The 18,001-nt window shown below is 34.6% G+C and carries 15 protein-coding genes and 1 pseudogene; 11 read left to right on the forward strand and 5 right to left on the reverse strand.

The annotated features are described in order from the left end of the window. Positions 1-111: 111 nt before the first annotated feature. Positions 112-1,341: an ATP-dependent RNA helicase RhlB gene (rhlB, locus tag J3U36_RS06215; protein WP_267350474.1), complete on the reverse strand. Its 1,230-nt coding sequence runs from the start codon at positions 1,339-1,341 to the stop codon at positions 112-114. Between the two features lie 154 nt (positions 1,342-1,495). On the opposite strand from rhlB, the gene trxA reads away from it, so the two are divergent. The 5 genes from trxA (at position 1,496) to nrdG (ending at position 8,065) form a co-directional block, all read left to right on the forward strand. After that, positions 1,496-1,822 carry a thioredoxin TrxA gene (trxA, locus tag J3U36_RS06220; RefSeq protein WP_267350445.1) on the forward strand — a complete coding sequence of 109 codons (327 nt, stop codon included), beginning with the start codon at positions 1,496-1,498 and terminating at the stop codon, positions 1,820-1,822. Between the two features lie 389 nt (positions 1,823-2,211). Next, positions 2,212-3,474 (forward strand): transcription termination factor Rho, encoded by a 1,263-nt coding sequence (rho, locus tag J3U36_RS06225; protein WP_025314498.1) that lies wholly within the window; start codon positions 2,212-2,214, stop codon positions 3,472-3,474. 179 nt (positions 3,475-3,653) lie between these two features. Next, positions 3,654-5,069 carry an NADP-dependent phosphogluconate dehydrogenase gene (gndA, locus tag J3U36_RS06230; RefSeq protein WP_267379834.1) on the forward strand — a complete coding sequence of 472 codons (1,416 nt, stop codon included), beginning with the start codon at positions 3,654-3,656 and terminating at the stop codon, positions 5,067-5,069. A 378-nt stretch (positions 5,070-5,447) separates the two neighbouring features. Then, the gene (gene nrdD, locus J3U36_RS06235) at positions 5,448-7,583 is read left to right on the forward strand and encodes an anaerobic ribonucleoside-triphosphate reductase (protein WP_267350450.1); all 2,136 of its coding nucleotides are present in this window, start codon (positions 5,448-5,450) and stop codon (positions 7,581-7,583) included. Between the two features lie 17 nt (positions 7,584-7,600). Further along, positions 7,601-8,065, forward strand: a complete 465-nt coding sequence (nrdG, locus tag J3U36_RS06240; RefSeq protein ID WP_267350452.1) for an anaerobic ribonucleoside-triphosphate reductase-activating protein — start codon at positions 7,601-7,603, stop codon at positions 8,063-8,065. Positions 8,066-8,079: 14 nt separating this feature from the next. Here the strand turns inward: nrdG and can are convergent, their stop codons facing one another. The 4 genes from can to J3U36_RS06260 form a co-directional block, all read right to left on the reverse strand. Beyond that, positions 8,080-8,739: a carbonate dehydratase gene (gene can, locus J3U36_RS06245; protein ID WP_065558670.1), complete on the reverse strand. Its 660-nt coding sequence runs from the start codon at positions 8,737-8,739 to the stop codon at positions 8,080-8,082. An 80-nt stretch (positions 8,740-8,819) separates the two neighbouring features. Then, positions 8,820-9,878, reverse strand: coding sequence for an FAD-binding protein (locus tag J3U36_RS06250; protein WP_267379838.1), 1,059 nt, complete (start codon positions 9,876-9,878; stop codon positions 8,820-8,822). 378 nt (positions 9,879-10,256) lie between these two features. Next, positions 10,257-11,297, reverse strand: a complete 1,041-nt coding sequence (locus tag J3U36_RS06255; RefSeq protein ID WP_267379841.1) for a CobW family GTP-binding protein — start codon at positions 11,295-11,297, stop codon at positions 10,257-10,259. 16 nt (positions 11,298-11,313) lie between these two features. Further along, positions 11,314-11,511 (reverse strand): YbdD/YjiX family protein, encoded by a 198-nt coding sequence (locus J3U36_RS06260; RefSeq protein WP_065558673.1) that lies wholly within the window; start codon positions 11,509-11,511, stop codon positions 11,314-11,316. A gap of 297 nt (positions 11,512-11,808) precedes the next feature. Here J3U36_RS06260 and murA point away from each other — a divergent pair, with 297 nt between their 5' ends. From murA to J3U36_RS06290, 6 genes and pseudogenes are all read left to right on the forward strand, one after another. Beyond that, entirely contained in the window at positions 11,809-13,068 is a 1,260-nt protein-coding gene (gene murA, locus J3U36_RS06265) for a UDP-N-acetylglucosamine 1-carboxyvinyltransferase (RefSeq protein ID WP_267379844.1), read from the forward strand. Between the two features lie 50 nt (positions 13,069-13,118). Next, on the forward strand, positions 13,119-13,694 hold the full coding sequence (locus J3U36_RS06270) for a DJ-1 family glyoxalase III (RefSeq protein WP_267379847.1): 576 nt from the start codon (positions 13,119-13,121) through the stop codon (positions 13,692-13,694). Positions 13,695-13,705: 11 nt separating this feature from the next. Beyond that, positions 13,706-14,611 (forward strand): cation diffusion facilitator family transporter, encoded by a 906-nt coding sequence (locus tag J3U36_RS06275; protein WP_267379850.1) that lies wholly within the window; start codon positions 13,706-13,708, stop codon positions 14,609-14,611. A gap of 87 nt (positions 14,612-14,698) precedes the next feature. Continuing rightward, entirely contained in the window at positions 14,699-15,661 is a 963-nt protein-coding gene (gene pfkA / locus J3U36_RS06280; RefSeq protein ID WP_220216427.1) for a 6-phosphofructokinase, read from the forward strand. 359 nt (positions 15,662-16,020) lie between these two features. Then, a pseudogene (locus J3U36_RS06285) lies at positions 16,021-16,284 on the forward strand (GNAT family N-acetyltransferase); the annotation flags it as partial. A gap of 118 nt (positions 16,285-16,402) precedes the next feature. After that, on the forward strand, positions 16,403-17,476 hold the full coding sequence (locus J3U36_RS06290; protein ID WP_267379854.1) for an acyltransferase family protein: 1,074 nt from the start codon (positions 16,403-16,405) through the stop codon (positions 17,474-17,476). Positions 17,477-18,001: the final 525 nt, after the last annotated feature.

An 18,001-nucleotide genomic window follows, 5' to 3' on the forward strand; every position in this document is an offset into this window, starting at 1 on the left:
TCATTTTTGGGTGTTAATTGCACAAATAAAATAATCACTATAGTTATCTAAAAGGCATTCCTGTTTAATGATAATTTTAGATAACTATATTTATGATGATCAAAAGATCAGTTATGAAGATGATCTTCTTCTAGGTGGACGTCTAAACGCTTTTGGCGCTGGTAAGTCAGTCAACAAGGCCGAAGGATCATATTGACTAACAGGGATTGCATGCGCAATGGCTTTTTCAATGGCTGGCAAATTTTGTGAGTATCGTTCACAAGCTAAAGAAATTGAATTACCTTCAGCACCTGCTCGTCCAGTACGACCAATACGGTGACGGTAATCATCGCAATCATCAGGGAGATCATAGTTAAAAACATGTGTTACATTCGGAATATGTAATCCCCGTGCTGCAACATCTGTTGCAACGAGAATATCAATATCACCTCGCGTGAATTGTTCCAAAATGGATAAACGTTTTTTCTGAGCAATATCACCCGTTAATAACCCAACTCGATGACCATCAGCAACTAAATGACGCCAGATTTTTTCACATGCAATTTTAGTATTCGCAAATATGATACAACGCTCAGGCCATTCTTCTTCAATAAGTGTTTGCAATAAAGCTAATTTATCTTCATTGGAAGGGAAAAATAGTTCTTCTTTAATACGATGCCCGATTTTCTGTTCTGGTTCCACTTCAACATATTGAGGATTATTCATATGCTCAAAAGCAAGTTCACGCACATTATGTGTTAATGTTGCAGAAAATAACATCGTTAAGCGTTTTTCGGGTGGTGTCATATGTTTAAAAATCCAACGTACATCTCGAATAAAACCGAGATCAAACATACGATCTGCTTCGTCTAGAACCACAACTTGAATTGATTCTAAATTGATATATTTTTGTTTAGCATAATCAATTAAGCGACCTGTTGTTGCAATTAAAATATCTACACCTGCGGATAACATTTTTAATTGTTTATCATAGCCATCACCACCATAGGCTAATCCTAATTTTAGCCCGGTTTCTTTAGATAATAACTCTGCATCATGATAAATTTGCACAACTAATTCACGCGTTGGGGCAATAATGATAGCCCTAGGTTGATTCGCTTTATGATCTGGCAAGGGTTGATGATTCAACAAGTAGTTAAATGTTGATGCCAAAAACGCCATTGTTTTGCCTGTTCCAGTTTGTCCTTGACCGGCGATATCAATTCCTTTTGTTGTAAAGGGTAAAGCTTGTTCTTGAATTGGAGTACAATAAACAAACCCTTTTTTCTCAAGTGCTTTAATCACTAATGGATGAAGCGGAAATTGATTAAATGTTGTTTTTGTTAGATAAGATTGAATCATTGTGGTTTTAAGTTTAATTATCGGAATAGTGGGATTATAACATATTAAACTTACGGTCATCACTAATAATTATACCCTATTATAATAATTACTAGCGAAGAAAACGAAAATATCCTAATATAAAACCATGTAATTCTATATTTGGAGAAAATAAATGAGCAATAATATTGTTTCTCTTTCTGAAACTACTTTTGATAATACAATCAAAGAAGCAACAAAACCTGTATTGGTTGATTTTTGGGCTGAATGGTGTGGGCCGTGTAAAATGTTAGCCCCAATTTTAGAAGAAGTTGCCCAAGAATATAGTGATAAAATTGTGATTGCAAAATTAGATGTGCAAGAAAACCCAAATATTGCACCGAAATTTGGTATTAGAGGCATCCCAACACTATTGATTTTTAAAAATGGTCAAGTGGTTGCAACTCAAGTTGGTGTATTGTCTAAAGCTCAACTTAAAAGTTTCATTGATGAACAACTTTAATGTTGTTTTAGATTTTTCGAATAAATTAATTTTAGTACCTAAAGCATAAAAAGAGTAATTAAATTGCGTATTACTCTTTTACTCATTTACTTATTGTAATAATAATATTTACAAATTTATTAAAACAAACTGAATTTATTATAGACATATTACTGTTTTTAGTGTAAATTGCTAGCTCTTACGAAGACCCCTTTCTACAATTCATTGTTTTTCTTGATAAAGTGGTGAAAATTCTATATTCAGATATTAAATTATCATTAAAAGCTTCATAACAGATTGAATTTGTGTATTGTCAGAGAGAGAATTTTTTTATAAGTAAATGAAACGAATATACAAAAATAACATTAATTGCAAACATATCAATTTTATCCTCAAGAATTTTTAAAATTATGAATTTAACTGAATTAAAAAACACATCTGTTTCCGAGCTAGTAGCGCTTGGTGAAAAAACAATGGGGCTAGAAAATCTTGCCCGTCTTAGAAAACAAGACATTATCTTTGCAATCCTTAAACAACATGCCAAAAGCGGTGAAGATATTTTTGGTGATGGTGTGCTTGAAATTTTGCAAGATGGATTCGGATTTTTACGCTCAGCTGATAGCTCTTATTTAGCGGGGCCGGATGATATTTATGTCTCACCAAGTCAAATTAGACGATTCAATTTAAGGACTGGTGATACCATAGCAGGAAAAATCAGACCGCCTAAGGAAGGTGAGCGTTATTTTGCTTTGTTAAAAGTGAATGAAGTCAATCACGACAAGCCTGAAGATGCCCGCAATAAAATTCTTTTCGAAAACTTAACTCCACTTCATCCTAATTCTCGTTTACGTATGGAACGTGGGAATGGATCAACTGAAGATATCACCGCCAGAGTACTTGATTTAGCTTCGCCAATTGGTAAAGGTCAACGTGGTTTAATCGTTGCTCCGCCGAAAGCGGGTAAAACAATGTTGTTGCAAAATATTGCTCAAAGCTTAGCAGTCAATCACCCTGAGTGTGAACTGGTCGTATTGATGATTGATGAACGTCCAGAAGAAGTTACCGAAATGCAACGTTTAGTTAAGGGTGAAGTGGTAGCATCAACCTTTGACGAACCAGCAGCAAGACATGTTCAAGTTGCTGAAATGGTTATTGAGCGAGCAAAACGCTTAGTTGAACATAAAAAAGATGTCATTATTTTGTTAGACTCCATTACGCGTTTAGCTCGAGCTTATAACACAGTAGTTCCGTCATCCGGTAAAGTATTAACCGGTGGTGTAGATGCCAATGCGTTACATCGTCCAAAACGCTTTTTTGGTGCTGCTCGTAATGTCGAAGAGGGTGGGAGTTTAACGATTATTGCAACGGCGTTGATTGACACGGGGTCAAAAATGGACGAAGTCATTTACGAAGAGTTTAAAGGTACGGGTAATATGGAAGTGCATTTATCTCGTAAAATTGCTGAGCGTCGTGTCTTCCCGGCTATTGATTTTAACCGTTCAGGTACGCGTAAAGAAGATTTAATGACTTCACCAGATGAACTACAAAAAATGTGGATCTTACGCAAGATTCTTAACCCTATGGGTGAAATCGATGCAATGGAGTTTTTAATTGATAAACTTGCCATGACTAAAACGAATGACGAGTTTTTTGAAATGATGAAACGCTCATGATTTTTATGGTAGAAATGTTAAACCAGTAAAGTTATAAAAATGCCGTATTCTATGCTGATACGGCTTTTTTTGTGGCAAATATAGCATAATTTTATTTTATAAAACTTATTTAAAGTTTTGGATGTTGTTAAAAAACCTTATTAGAAAGGTTATATAAGATTAAATAAAGGAGCCAAATCATGTCTAAACAACAAATCGGTGTTATTGGAATGGCGGTCATGGGGCGTAACCTTGCGCTCAATATTGAAAGTCGTGGGTTTTCTGTTGCTATTTACAACCGTTCTAAAGATAAAACAGAGCAAGTTGTCGCAGAGCATTCCGATAAACAATTGGTTCCTTACTTTACGATTGAAGATTTTGTTAATTCTTTGGAAAAACCACGTCGTATATTAATTATGGTTCAAGCTGGTAAAGGAACTGATGCGGTGATTGATGAGTTACGTCCTTTACTCGATAAAGGCGATATAATCATTGATGGTGGTAATGCTTATTTTGAAGATACGATTCGCCGTAATAAAACACTCTCTGAAGAAGGATTTAACTTTATTGGTGCTGGTGTTTCTGGTGGTGAAGAAGGTGCACTAAAAGGCCCTTCGATTATGCCAGGCGGTCAAAAAGAAGCATACGAATTAGTTGCCCCAATCTTGGAAAAAATTGCCGCTAAAGTAAATGGCGAGCCTTGTGTCACCTATATCGGACCAGATGGGGCAGGTCATTACGTCAAAATGGCTCATAACGGTATTGAATATGGCGACATGCAATTAATTGCTGAAAGTTATTCTTTATTAAAACACGCAGTAGGTTTAAATAATGATGAGCTTGCTCAAGTTTTTACTGAATGGAACAAAGGTGAATTAGATAGTTATCTCATCGAAATTACGGCTGATATCTTTAAACATAAAGATAAAGACGGTAATTATTTAGTGGATGTGATTCTTGATGCAGCGGGTAATAAAGGAACGGGTAAATGGACTAGTCAAAGTGCTTTAGATTTAGGTGAACCCTTATCATTAATTACTGAGTCAGTATTTGCACGCTACCTTTCAGCAATTAAAGAGCAACGTGTTGTGGCATCTAAAGTTTTAAGCGGACCGAAGCAGGTTGCTTATTCGGGAGATAAACAAGCGTTAATTGAAAAAATCCGTAAAGCACTTTATATGGGTAAAATTATCTCTTATGCTCAAGGTTTCGCTCAATTAAAAGCCGCTTCTCATCAATATCAATGGAACTTGAATTATGGTGAAATTGCGAAAATCTTTAGAGCAGGTTGTATTATTCGTGCTCAGTTCTTACAAAAAATCACTGATGCCTATGCGGCGAATAACGAGATTGATAATTTATTACTCGCTCCATACTTTACGCAAACCGTTGAAGCTTATCAACAATCACTGCGTGATGTTGTGTCTTTAGCTGTACAACAAGGGATTGCTGTGCCGACATTATCTGCCGCTATAGCATATTATGATAGCTATCGTTCAGCAGTATTACCAGCTAATCTAATTCAAGCACAACGAGATTATTTTGGTGCTCATACTTATAAACGTATCGACAAAGAAGGTGTTTTCCACACTGATTGGTTGAATAATGAGTCATAAAATATAAAAAATCACTCCTGTTTGACAAAATAAAGTGCAAGTGAGTCTTGCACTTTTTCTTTGCGCTTGAAATTTCTTTGCAAAACAACCTTTCTTATCTTTAGGCTTTACATATCAAAAGACTTGTCGTACTTGGCTTGAAGCGTGTCAAGTAATTTAATTTAGTAAATTATCTAGAAAAACACAATATATGGTGTATAATCTCAATATATCTACTATATATAGTATTATTTAAGCTATGTGAAAATCTCTGTCTATCTCAAAAAACACTTAATATTCTTACGAGAAACGAATAATTCTTAATAATTACAATGAATATTAATATGTGAACTAAACCTTGCCCCAGCGCTAATTATTAATGAATATTGAGGAGTATATATGCCTGTAGTTATCAAACGCGATGGTTGTCAAACTGCATTCAATGAGACTCGAATTAAAGATGCTATAGTTAAAGCTGCGGTTGCAGCGAATGTTAATGACCCGGATTATTGTGCTGACGTTGCTCGTATGGTGACCAACCAGATGAGCGAACGCGAAAGCGTTGATATCAACGAAATTCAAAATGCTGTTGAAAATCAATTAATGTCAGGCCCTTATAAAAAATTAGCGAGAACTTATATCGAATATCGTCACGACCGTGATCGTGCTCGGGAAGAACGTAGTCGTTTAAATCAAGATATTCGTGGGCTAATAGAACAAAGTAATGTGGCTATTTTGAACGAAAATGCCAATAAAGATAGTAAAGTGATTCCAACTCAGCGTGATTTACTGGCAGGCATTGTGGCAAAGCATTATGCCAAACAGTATTTGTTACCAAAAGATGTTTCTCGTGCTCATGATATTGGTGAAATCCATTATCATGATTTAGATTATGCGCCTTTCTTTCCAATGTTTAACTGCATGTTAATTGATTTAGATGGAATGTTAACCAATGGTTTTAAAATGGGAAACGCTGAAATTGAACCACCAAAATCTATTGCAACTGCCACTGCGGTCACCGCACAAATAATTGCTCAAGTTGCAAGTCATATCTATGGTGGAACAACAATCAATCGCATTGATGAAATATTAGCGAAATTTGTAACCATCAGTTATCAAAAACATAAACAGATTGCTGAAGAATGGCATATTCCTAATCCTGAAGCTTATGCAGAAAGTCGAACACAAAAAGAGTGTTATGATGCGTTTCAATCGCTTGAATATGAAGTCAACACCTTACACACCGCTAATGGTCAAACCCCTTTTGTAACGTTTGGCTTTGGTTTAGGTACCAGTTGGGAATCACGTTTAATTCAAGAATCCATTTTAAAAGTACGAATTAAAGGTTTAGGTAAAAATCACAAAACCGCAGTTTTCCCTAAACTTGTTTTTGCTATTAAAGATGGTATTAATCGTCAACCTGATGACAAAAATTACGATATTAAACAACTTGCATTAGAGTGTGCAAGTAAACGCATGTACCCTGATATTTTAAACTACGATAAAGTTGTTGAAGTGACTGGTTCATTCAAAACACCTATGGGATGTCGAAGCTTCTTAGGTGTTTATGAAGAAGACGGTGAACAACTTCATGACGGTCGTAATAATTTAGGTGTGATTAGTTTAAACTTGCCACGTATTGCCATTGAAGCAAAAGGTAATGAAGCAAGCTTTTGGGAACTTTTAGATAAACGTTTAACGCTTTGTAAAAAAGCACTGATGACACGTATTGCCCGTCTGGATGGTGTTAAAGCACGTGTTGCGCCAATTTTATATATGGAAGGGGCATGTGGCGTAAGGCTAAAAGAAGACGATAGTGTATCTGAAATTTTCAAAAATGGTCGAGCTTCAATTTCGCTTGGTTATATTGGACTTCATGAAACTTTAAATGCGTTATATGGCAATCAAACACATCCTTTTGATAGCGAAATTTTACGAGAAAAAGGTGTAGCTATTGTTGAACATTTACGTAAAGCGGTTGAGCAATGGAAAGAGGAAACCGGTTACGGATTTAGTTTGTACAGTACACCAAGTGAAAACTTATGTGACCGTTTTTGCCGTCTTGATACAGCTGAATTTGGTGTTATACCAGGAGTGACAGATAAAGGTTACTATACCAATAGTTTCCATTTAGACGTTGAGAAAAAGGTCAATCCGTACGAAAAAATTGAGTTTGAAAAAGCATATCCTGCGGTGGCAAATGGTGGGTTTATCTGTTACGGTGAATATCCAAATATGATTAACAATGTTAAAGCGTTAGAAGATGTTTGGGATTATAGCTATTCTCGAGTACCTTACTATGGTACTAATACGCCAATTGATGAATGCTATGAATGTGGTTATACCGGTGAATTTTCATGTACCAGCAAAGGGTTTGTTTGCCCAAGTTGTGGTAATCATGATTCGGCTAAAGTCTCAGTAACTCGTCGTGTTTGTGGGTATTTAGGTAGTCCCGATGCACGTCCATTTAATGCAGGTAAACAAGAAGAAGTTAAACGTCGTGTTAAACATTTGGATAATGGGCAAATTGGTTAAAAAATTATTACCTATTTATGAACTATCATCGTTACTATCCTGTTGATGTTGTAAATGGTGAAGGTACTCGATGTACGCTTTTTGTTGCTGGCTGCGTTCATCAATGTCGTGGCTGCTACAATAAAAGTACATGGTCATTAGATTCGGGTTTACCATTTACACAGTCAATAGAAGATCAAATCATCAAAGATTTACAAGATACAGAAATAAAACGTCAAGGATTATCGCTTTCTGGCGGTGATCCTTTGCATCCTCAAAATGTGCCAACAATTTTAAAATTGGTCAAACGTGTAAAAACAGAATGTGATAACAAAGATATTTGGCTTTGGACAGGCTATAAACTTGATGAGTTAACACCCGAACAACAGGCTGTTATCCCGTATATTGATGTCTTAATTGATGGCAAATTTGTTCAAGAACAAGCCGATCCAAAGTTATTATGGCGAGGAAGCAGTAATCAAATTATCTACCGCTTCAAATAAATTTTAGCCAATAATTATTGATCTTTGTGTAAATTTAAAAGATAAGAAATCGCTTCCCGATAATTAATTTCAAGATTTTCGCTACTTGATGAAGTAATATGCAAATCGGTAATCTTACCATTATCAATGCCATACACCCAACCATGCAAATTGACTTTTTGACCGCGTTGCCATGCTGACTGAATAATGGTTGAATGACCTAAATTATAAACCTGTTCAATAACATTTAATTCGCATAATATATCCATGCGAAGTTCTGGCGCAAATTTACCAAGTAGTGAACTATTTCGAAACCATAGGTCACGAATATGTAACAACCAATTATTGATTAAACCGAGATCTGGATTTTCGACTGCAGCTCGAATGCCCCCACAGTCTAAATGACCACAAACGATAATATCTTCAATTTTTAGCACATCAACAGCATATTGCACGACCGATAAACAGTTAAGATCTGTGTGAATTACTTGATTACCGACATTTCTATGGACAAACATCTCTCCTGGTTTGAGTTTGATCAGTTTTTCTGCTGGAACACGGCTATCCGAACAGCCGATCCATAAAAATTTAGGGTTTTGTTTAACTGCAAGTTGTTTAAAAAATTCAGGGTCTTCCTGCTCAATCTTTTCTGACCATTCGTGATTAAAACGAATTAAATCGTTTACGTCAAACATAATAATTATTTCCTAATTTATTTCATCGATATGATTAAACTAATTTATTATTTAATTAACAGTATGCAGTCTAATATAATTTATTCCATATTTATATGCTGAATTTTACTTTTCATGATTAATTTACGCCAAAAAGGGGTAGTTAATATTTTGGCTTTGACTATTTTACTGTATAGCTTTAATCGTAACGGCAAAGTTTTAAAATAATATCGTTTATTTGGATCGGGATCAGTGCTATTTAAGATCTTACTTAAAATCTCGGCGCTATCAAGCGCATAACTAATGCCCTCTAAAGAACTGGCACTAATAAATCCTGCTGCTTCACCGATTAAAAAAATGTTCTCGTTTCCTGTATAAAAATCACGAAAGCGGTTTGGATAAATCACTAAGCATTTTTCTGTCTTATGAGGTTCTCCGAAAATAAATCCTTGCTGAGTTAATTTTTTTTTCAGATTTTCAAAATGTTGATTGGCTGTTTTTTTAGGAAATGCGCCACCAAAAATAAATGACCCGTCTTTTGAAATGCTCCAAGCATAACAATTGGTTGATTGATTATCAAAAATACAAGAATAAAAAGGATGGGGATGCTTTTCTGCAAACCATTGTTGTATAGCAACATACTGTCTTATTGAATGGGAAGGATAGCGCATTCGTCTGACTAGTGAATTTGCGCCATCTGCGCCAACAACATAACGAGTTGTGATTTTATGCTCTATGTTATTTTCATCAAGATAAGTAATTTGATAACCTTCTATAATACGCATTACTTCTTTACATAATGCATTGTGATGCACTTCAACAGAGGGTGGAATCAGTGATTTCAACCATAAATCGAATTTATGCCGATCGAAACTAACATAAGTACGTTGATAATTACGAATAAGATTAGTCTGTAGATCATAAGTTTTTACGCTGAAAATTTGCGGATCAGACAAAATATCAGTAGGCAAATTCAGTTTTTGCCGAATAAATGATTTTTGTGCATCATTTGCTAGTAATCCACCACAAGGTTTATGAAAACCTGCATTACCGGATTGATGTTTTTTATCAAATGCAATAATTTTAAATGATGGGCTAAGTAAACGTGCTAAGGTACTGCCTGCAGGTCCAAGACCGACAATTGCGATATCATAATCCATACTATTAAGTCAGTTATCCTATAAATAATAAATTGGGTCTATGTTATCATATTTGGATTTAATATTACCATTATGTATGCTGTTTAGGATATATGATTTGTCTTCAAATGATCGGTAAATAGACCTTTTTGTAAAAAAGCTAGTTCAGTTCAGCTAATCTAAAAATTTATGTTGAAAGCAAGTTATATTTTTTTGCTTTGATTAGAGGGAACAAATAAATTAAAAAAGTCCCCGATTAATTGAAAAAATGGATTTTTATTATATAAAAGTCAATAAAATTTAACCGCCATTAAATGGCAATAAAGAAGAGTGAAAACCAGATAATTTTTTAATAACGGAATAAATTGATGTAATAACCTATTGAATGCAAGTTAACGATTATATTTCCATGGTTTTTAAAAATGCCTGATTCAACTCGTCAAAAGGTAAGGGGCGACTGATAACGATTAACTTCGACTCTTTCTCTTGTTCATTTTGCCAAGGCGAACCATAATCAAATCCGACTACTTTATGAACGCCTTGCACTATTAAACGTTGAGCATTCCCTTTGATAGCCAGTACACCTTTATAACGCAACATGTCATTACCATATTGCTCAACAAGTTGTTCCATAAATGAACCTATCTTTTTTAAATTAAGTTGTTTTGCTTCGAAAAGATAGGAACAGATTTCATCATTTTTAAGTGAATGAGATTTTTTTAACGGAATGAGTTTAAAGCCTGATTGGTGTTTTGGGCTTGTGTCAATGACAAACAAGCCTCGATTAATGGTGAGTTCATCACTCAAATCGAATGCGTGAATATCTAGCCATGCGGATTTTGGAAGTTGACCATTAACCGCTTCAATTATCATTGCCTTATGATTAATATGGTGAAGTCGGTTTATAACGTGATTTTTTTGTTCTTCATCAACACAATCTGTTTTTGTTAAAATAATGCGATCTGCAAAACCGATCTGTGAAAGGGCGACTCGATGATCATCAAGATGTGTTAGTATGTGTTTAGCATCGACTAAAGTGACTATTGCATCTAATTGAATCGTTTCCCGAATCAATTCATCAATAAAAAATGTTTGTATGATTGGCGCAGGATCAGCAAGGCCTGTCGTTTCAATAATAAGACGATCGAACTGTAATTCACCTGCGATGCGTTTAGCGTGCAGTTGATGTAGTGCCTCAGTTAGTTCGCCTTGAATGGTACAACAAATACAACCATTAGTAATTTCGACAATTTGAATATCCGTGCTGACATTAAGCAAATTACTGTCAATATTTACCGGCCCGTATTCATTTTCGATAATAATTGTTTTTTCGTTGCGGTTATTTTCTAATAAATAATTAATTAGTGTTGTTTTTCCTGCACCAAGAAAACCTGTTAATATCGTGACAGGAAGTAAAGAAGAATTAATTTGCTCAGTCATGACATATTCTTAATTGTTAACAACATTTAAACCCACCTTTGCCTGAATAACGTGCTTCTTGGCGTTCTTTAAAAAACTCTTCATAAGTCATTGGCGTTTGTTCTGGATGGGTCAACTTCATATGTTGAACATAAGTATCATAATCGGGAATACCAACCATTAACTTAGCGGCTTGTCCAAGGTACTTACCAGCTTTTGCGAGTGAATCAAACATGTGTTTTCTCTTAAATAAAATTGTTTTTTGTTAAGTAATAATATCACGCTAAACATGACAAATTTAATGGTGATTACTCTAAATAACAGTACTTAACTATAAGGTGCTTGTTTATTTGAGTCAATCATTGTTTAGCAGGGATTTTATCAATTCATAAACAATATGGGAAAGTTTTTAACAAATCCCTTTTGAAAATAATGATAAGGTTGGTTTTTTTGGATATCTTATAAAATTCATTTATCTATTAGCAAATAACTTTTATAATATTTGCCAATTTATCAAACATAAGAGTTAACAATGGAAAAGTTTCACGTTACAGGTCCAACCTCACTTAATGGCGAAGTCGTTATTTCTGGCGCTAAAAATGCAGCGCTTCCAATTTTATTTGCAGCGATTTTAGCTGAAAAACCAGTTGAACTTCAAAATGTGCCTAAATTGAAAGATATTGATACGACTTTAGAATTATTAAGTCAGTTAGGTGTCAAATGTCAACGTAATGGTTCGATTCATCTTGATGCGCGTCATCTCGATAACTATTGTGCTCCTTATGAACTTGTTAAAACAATGCGTGCATCAATTTGGGCTTTAGGGCCGTTGGTTGCGCGCTTTGGACAAGGGCAAGTTTCGTTACCGGGTGGTTGTGCTATTGGCGCCAGACCTGTTGATTTACATATCACTGGCCTACAACAATTAGGCGCAACAATTACCTTAGATGAGGGCTACGTTAAGGCTTCGGTTGAAGGACGATTAAAAGGTGCTCATATTGTAATGGATAAAGTAAGTGTTGGCGCTACCGTCACTATTATGTCTGCTGCCACCTTAGCAGAGGGTAAAACGATTATTGAAAATGCAGCTTGTGAACCAGAAATAGTTGATACAGCCAAATTTTTAAATATGTTAGGGGCAAAAATTACGGGTGCAGGAACTGTTCGTATCGAGATTGAAGGTGTTGAGCGTTTAGGCGGTGGCGTACACGAGATTGTTTCAGACCGAATTGAAACTGGTACTTTCCTTGTTGCAGCGGCAATATCCAAAGGTAAAATTACATGTCGTAAAACCGATCCAACGCTACTTGATGCCGTCATTGCTAAGTTGAAAGAAGCTGGTGCAAAAATTGAAACCGGCAAAGATTGGATATGTTTGGATATGGAAGGTAAACGTGCTAAGGCGGTCAATATACATACCGCACCACATCCTGGCTTTCCAACAGATATGCAAGCTCAATTTTCTCTATTAAATATGGTTGCACAAGGAACGGGAATTATTAAAGAAACGATTTTCGAAAATCGATTTATGCATGTACCTGAGCTTGTGCGTATGGGTGCCAGAGCTGAAATTGAAGGTAATACATTAATTACGCACGGTGTTGAAAAACTAAGTGGAACGCAAGTCATGGCAACTGATTTACGCGCTTCAGCAAGTTTAGTTCTTGCGGGCTGTATCGCTGAAGGTTCAACTATTGTTGATCGTATTTACCATATCGACCGTGGTTATGATAATATAGAAGATAAATTGAGAAAATTAGGCGCTAAAATTGAAAGGATTAAAGTAAATTAATCCTATCAAGTCTTTGTGATAACGGTTGATATGTTAAAAGGAGAACAATAATGACTAAACAAGCATTAGTATTCTTATCTGAAGGTTGTGAAGAAACTGAGGCCGTTACCACTATTGACTTATTGACCCGTGCAGGTATAAAAGTTATCACTGCAAGTATTTCTCATTCACGTGAAGTTGCGTGTTCTCGTGGGGTAACTATCCTTGCACAAAAAGTATTTTCCGAAATTAAACACACTGATTTTGATGTGGTTATCTTACCGGGTGGTTTAAAAGGTGCGGAAAATTTTCGTGATTGTCCTGAGTTAATCGAAAAATTAAAACAAACACATCAATCAGGTAATATTGTTGCGGCCATTTGTGCATCACCTGCAATGGTTTTACAATATCATCATTTATTCCCTCATGCTTTTATGACCGGTTATCCAACAACTAAAGATGCATTTAAACATTGGAAAGCCGAAAGAGTATACTTTGACGAACAATATAAAATCATTACTAGCCAAGGTCCTGCGACTTCAATTGATTTTGCTTTAAAAATTATTGATGCTTTATTAGGTAAAAATAAAGCGGCTGAAGTTGCTGAACAGTTAGTACTACCATCAGGAATTGAATCCTATCAATAAATAGGTATCAAATGTCAAATTCACATTTGTATGAAAAATTAGTTAAAAAAGCGACATTAAGTGCCGTCTTAATTTCTATTTTCTTAATTACTATCAAATTAATTACTTGTTGGTTCACGGGGTCAATTAGTTTATTTGCTTCACTGCTTGATTCAAGTATAGATTTAATCGCATCCGGTCTAAATTTCTTTCTTGTGAGATATGCACTAAAACCTGCTGATGATGATCATACTTTTGGTCATGGTAAAGCAGAATCACTTGCTGCTTTAGCACAGAGTACGTTTATTATTGGATCAGCGACAATTTTGCTTCTTTCCAGCATTAAATCAATTGTTCATCCTACAGCACTTGAGGTTCCATTATTTGGTATCATCGTGTCTGTCATTTCGACAGTCATTACTTGTTTCTTAGTGTTATATCAACGATATGTGATAAAAACTACGCAAAGCAAAGCAGTGAAAGCAGACATGCTACATTACTCTTCGGATATGTTTATGAATGTCGCAGTAGTAATCGCACTCTGTTTAAGTTGGTATGGCATTACTTATGCAGATGCTGTATTTGCTTTTTTTATCGCTTTATTCATTTGCTATAATGCTTACCATATTGCCTACAACGCTATTCAAGATCTGCTTGATCGCGCATTGCCTGATAGTGACAACCAAAAAATAGCAGAAATTGTGGCATCATTTCCACAAGTACATGGTTTTCATGATTTAAAAACCAGACAAGCTGGGCCTGTAAAATTTATTCAATTACACATTGAACTTGATGATAACATGCCATTAGTAAAAGCGCATGCCATAACCGATGCGGTTGAAAAACATCTTGCTAATGAATTTGCGCCTGCCACAGTCATTATTCATCAAGATCCTATATCGGTTGTTCCTGCTGAAAAAATGAGTGATAAATTATAACCAAAAATAGCTTTTATATTCTATTGTTAGATATCTGTTAAAACTCTATAATAGTTAAAAGTTAATTATTATTTGGAGTTATGTTGTATGATAAAAAAAATTGGTATCTTAACCAGTGGTGGTGATGCACCAGGGATGAATGCTGCGATTCGTGGTGTGGTTAGAACGGCATTAACGGAAGGATTGGATGTTTTTGGTATTCATGATGGTTATTTAGGGCTTTGTGAAGATCGAATTACTCAATTAGATCGTGCTAGTGTGTCAGATATTATTACACGAGGTGGTACATTTTTAGGTTCAGCGAGATTTCCTGAATTTAAAGATAAAGAGGTGAGAAAAAAAGCAATAGCGAATCTCCAAAAACACCAAATCGATGCATTAGTAGTCATTGGCGGTGACGGTTCTTATATGGGAGCAATGCGATTAACTGAAGAAGGATTCCCTTGTATTGGTTTACCCGGCACAATTGATAATGACATTCGTGGCACGGATTATACAATTGGCTATTTTACTGCACTTAGCACCGCCGTCGAAGCTATCGATAGATTGCGTGATACTTGTTCTTCTCATCATCGTATTTCAGTGATTGAGATTATGGGACGTGATTGTGGTGATTTAACGTTAAATGCAGCTGTGGCTGGCGGTTGTGAATTCATGATTATCCCTGAAGTTTCTTATACTAAAGAAGACTTAATTGAAGAAATTAAACTCGGTTTTGCTAAGGGTAAAAAACATGCTATTGTAACTGTTACTGAGCATATGTGTGATGTTAATCAGCTTGCAGCTGATATTGAAGCTGCTGTACATCATGAAACTCGAGCTACTGTGCTTGGTCATGTTCAACGAGGTGGTTCACCGGTTCCTTACGATCGTATTTTAGGTTCTCGTATGGGGGCTTTCGCTGTCGAGTTGTTGCTACAAGGTCATGCTGGACGCTGTGTAGGTGTACAAAATGGTAAACTAGTTCATCACGACATCATAGAAGCAATTAATACAATGAAACGTCCGTTTGATATGGAATTATATAATGTTGCTAAACGTCTATTTTAGAATGTACAGTAATCTTTAAAAATATCAACAAATGGTAAATCAAATGAAGGTGAATAATTGAATATAATGGGAATATTACGTTTATATCAAAAGTTCACCTATGAAATATAAAATGATGTGTTAATGGATCAAGTTAATACCGTTCTACTTTTTAAATTTATATGATTTAAAAAATTTCAATATAAATTCAACAAAGTTAATATTATCCATAAATAATCGATAAAAATCATGTTAACGAAGAGGTCGTTAACTCCGAAAAGAATAACTGCAAAATCTAAATAAAATTCCTTAATATAAATAAGTTGGTAACATCATAAACAAATAATTTTACACTCTATACTTATTATCCCGAATGTAAGGAGAAGCGTATGTCACTTATCTATAAAGAAGACCCAGAAAGATTTTATATTCTTGATAATGATAAAGAAATAGCAGAAATGACATTTTCTCGTATTGGTCAAGACAAAGCGACAATTAATCACACTTTTGTGGATTCAAGTTATCGTGGTCATGGTTTGGCTGATAAATTACTCGATCTTACTGTCAAAAAATTAACTGAAGAACATCGAGAAATCATTCCTATCTGTTCGTTTGCTGCAAAGAAATTAAATAGAGAACATTAATACAATCTAACATTTCTTTGATAACTGTTTATCTTCGTTTTTATAAATACTTATTATTGTCGTTTAATTATATGATACAGTATAGAGAATTATATATTTTCTATCATTACTATTAAAAATGACAACTGTAAAAGCTCAAAAAATTCACTCCATCCACGTATTACGTGGCGTTGCAATTATGATGATTGTCTTCAGTCATTGCTTAGGTGTATTTATCAATAATAAAACCTTAATTGAAAATAGTTATCTTTACTCGTTTTTAAATTTATTTGCCTTTAATTTCACAACTTTTTTTGTGTTAATTGCAGGATTTCTGTTTCAACATTTAACTTACAAATATAATACAAAAACATATTATTTATCCAAATTTAAAACGGTTGTCTGTCCTTATATCTCTGTATCTATATTTTGTTTTCTTTTTTTTCATTATCAACAATTATCACAATTGCCGTTTTTTTCTGTTACGCAAACGAGTGTTATGAGTCAGATTTCTATCATGATGCTAACCGGTTCGCAGTTATTACCGCTCTGGTTCATCCCAATGATTATCATTATTTATATCATGGCGCCTCTGTTTTATAAGTTATCACAAAAGAATTTGATTGTTGCCGGTCTGATATGTATGTTTTGGGTTGTTATGTTCACAAAACCTGACTTTACCAAACCCTTACTAAATTTATTACATTATGGTCCTGTCTATTTAATCGGAATGATGACTAGACAACATTATGAAACAATCATCAAAGCAATTAAAAATAACTTATATCTGATTATGGCTTTTTTAGGGTTGTGCTTTTTTGTCACTTTTGTTGGGCGTTATGTTGATAATCTTGGAGTCGAAAAACTTTGGCTTGATACGTTGCAAAAAATTATCCTTTTTATGTTAGCACTCTATTTTTTAGATAGATTGAATCACAAAACGAATGACGGGATGGTTTATAAATTTTTCTCATTTATGGCTAATATAAGTTTTCCAATTTATTTTATTCATCAAATAATCATTATTGAGCTTTTAAAATTAATTCAAGTTTCACAACTGGGCAGTATTCTTAAAACAGAAAATGGTGAATTAGCTGCAATTGTTGCAGTTTGTTTATTAATATTCACATTGGCGTTCAGTGTGCTAGTTGCTTGTATAATAAAATTTATATTAAAAGATAAATCAGTTTATGTCATAGGTAGTATTCGCTAACGTTAACTTTAATTAAGCTTGCATACAAAAATTATGGGTATAAAAAAATAAAAATGATTGCCACAACAGTTTTTTTAACAAGAAGGATTAAGTAAAGTAATTATTGTTGCTATGGTAAGGTGAATGAATAGAAATGTAATGATAATTATCTAGCAAATTGTTTTTGCAAGACCTTATCAGTTTGGTTTGTTTTATGTCAAAAATTTATCGTAAATAGCTTTGAATAAATATGAAACAAACGCACAAAAATTTGAAATAATTGCTTGCATGATTTTTTTAAGGCTCTATAATGCGCATCCACTGACACGGCGTCAGCGAAAGCAGGCGGAACAAGAGGTTAGTGAGCAGGATCAAAAATTTTGAAAAAAGATCTTGACGAATAAAAAGGTGTAGCGTAGTATACGCAGCCCTTGAGACAGTAAAAGCGAAAGCAAAAAATACTGTCAGCTCTTTAAAAAGAAGAAACAGACAATCTGTGTGGGCACTTGCGAGACGAAAGAATAAAGTCTACGGACTCAAAAAATT

The organism is Gilliamella sp. B3817 (genome assembly GCF_026536705.1).
Lineage (GTDB): Bacteria > Pseudomonadota > Gammaproteobacteria > Enterobacterales > Orbaceae > Gilliamella > Gilliamella apicola_I.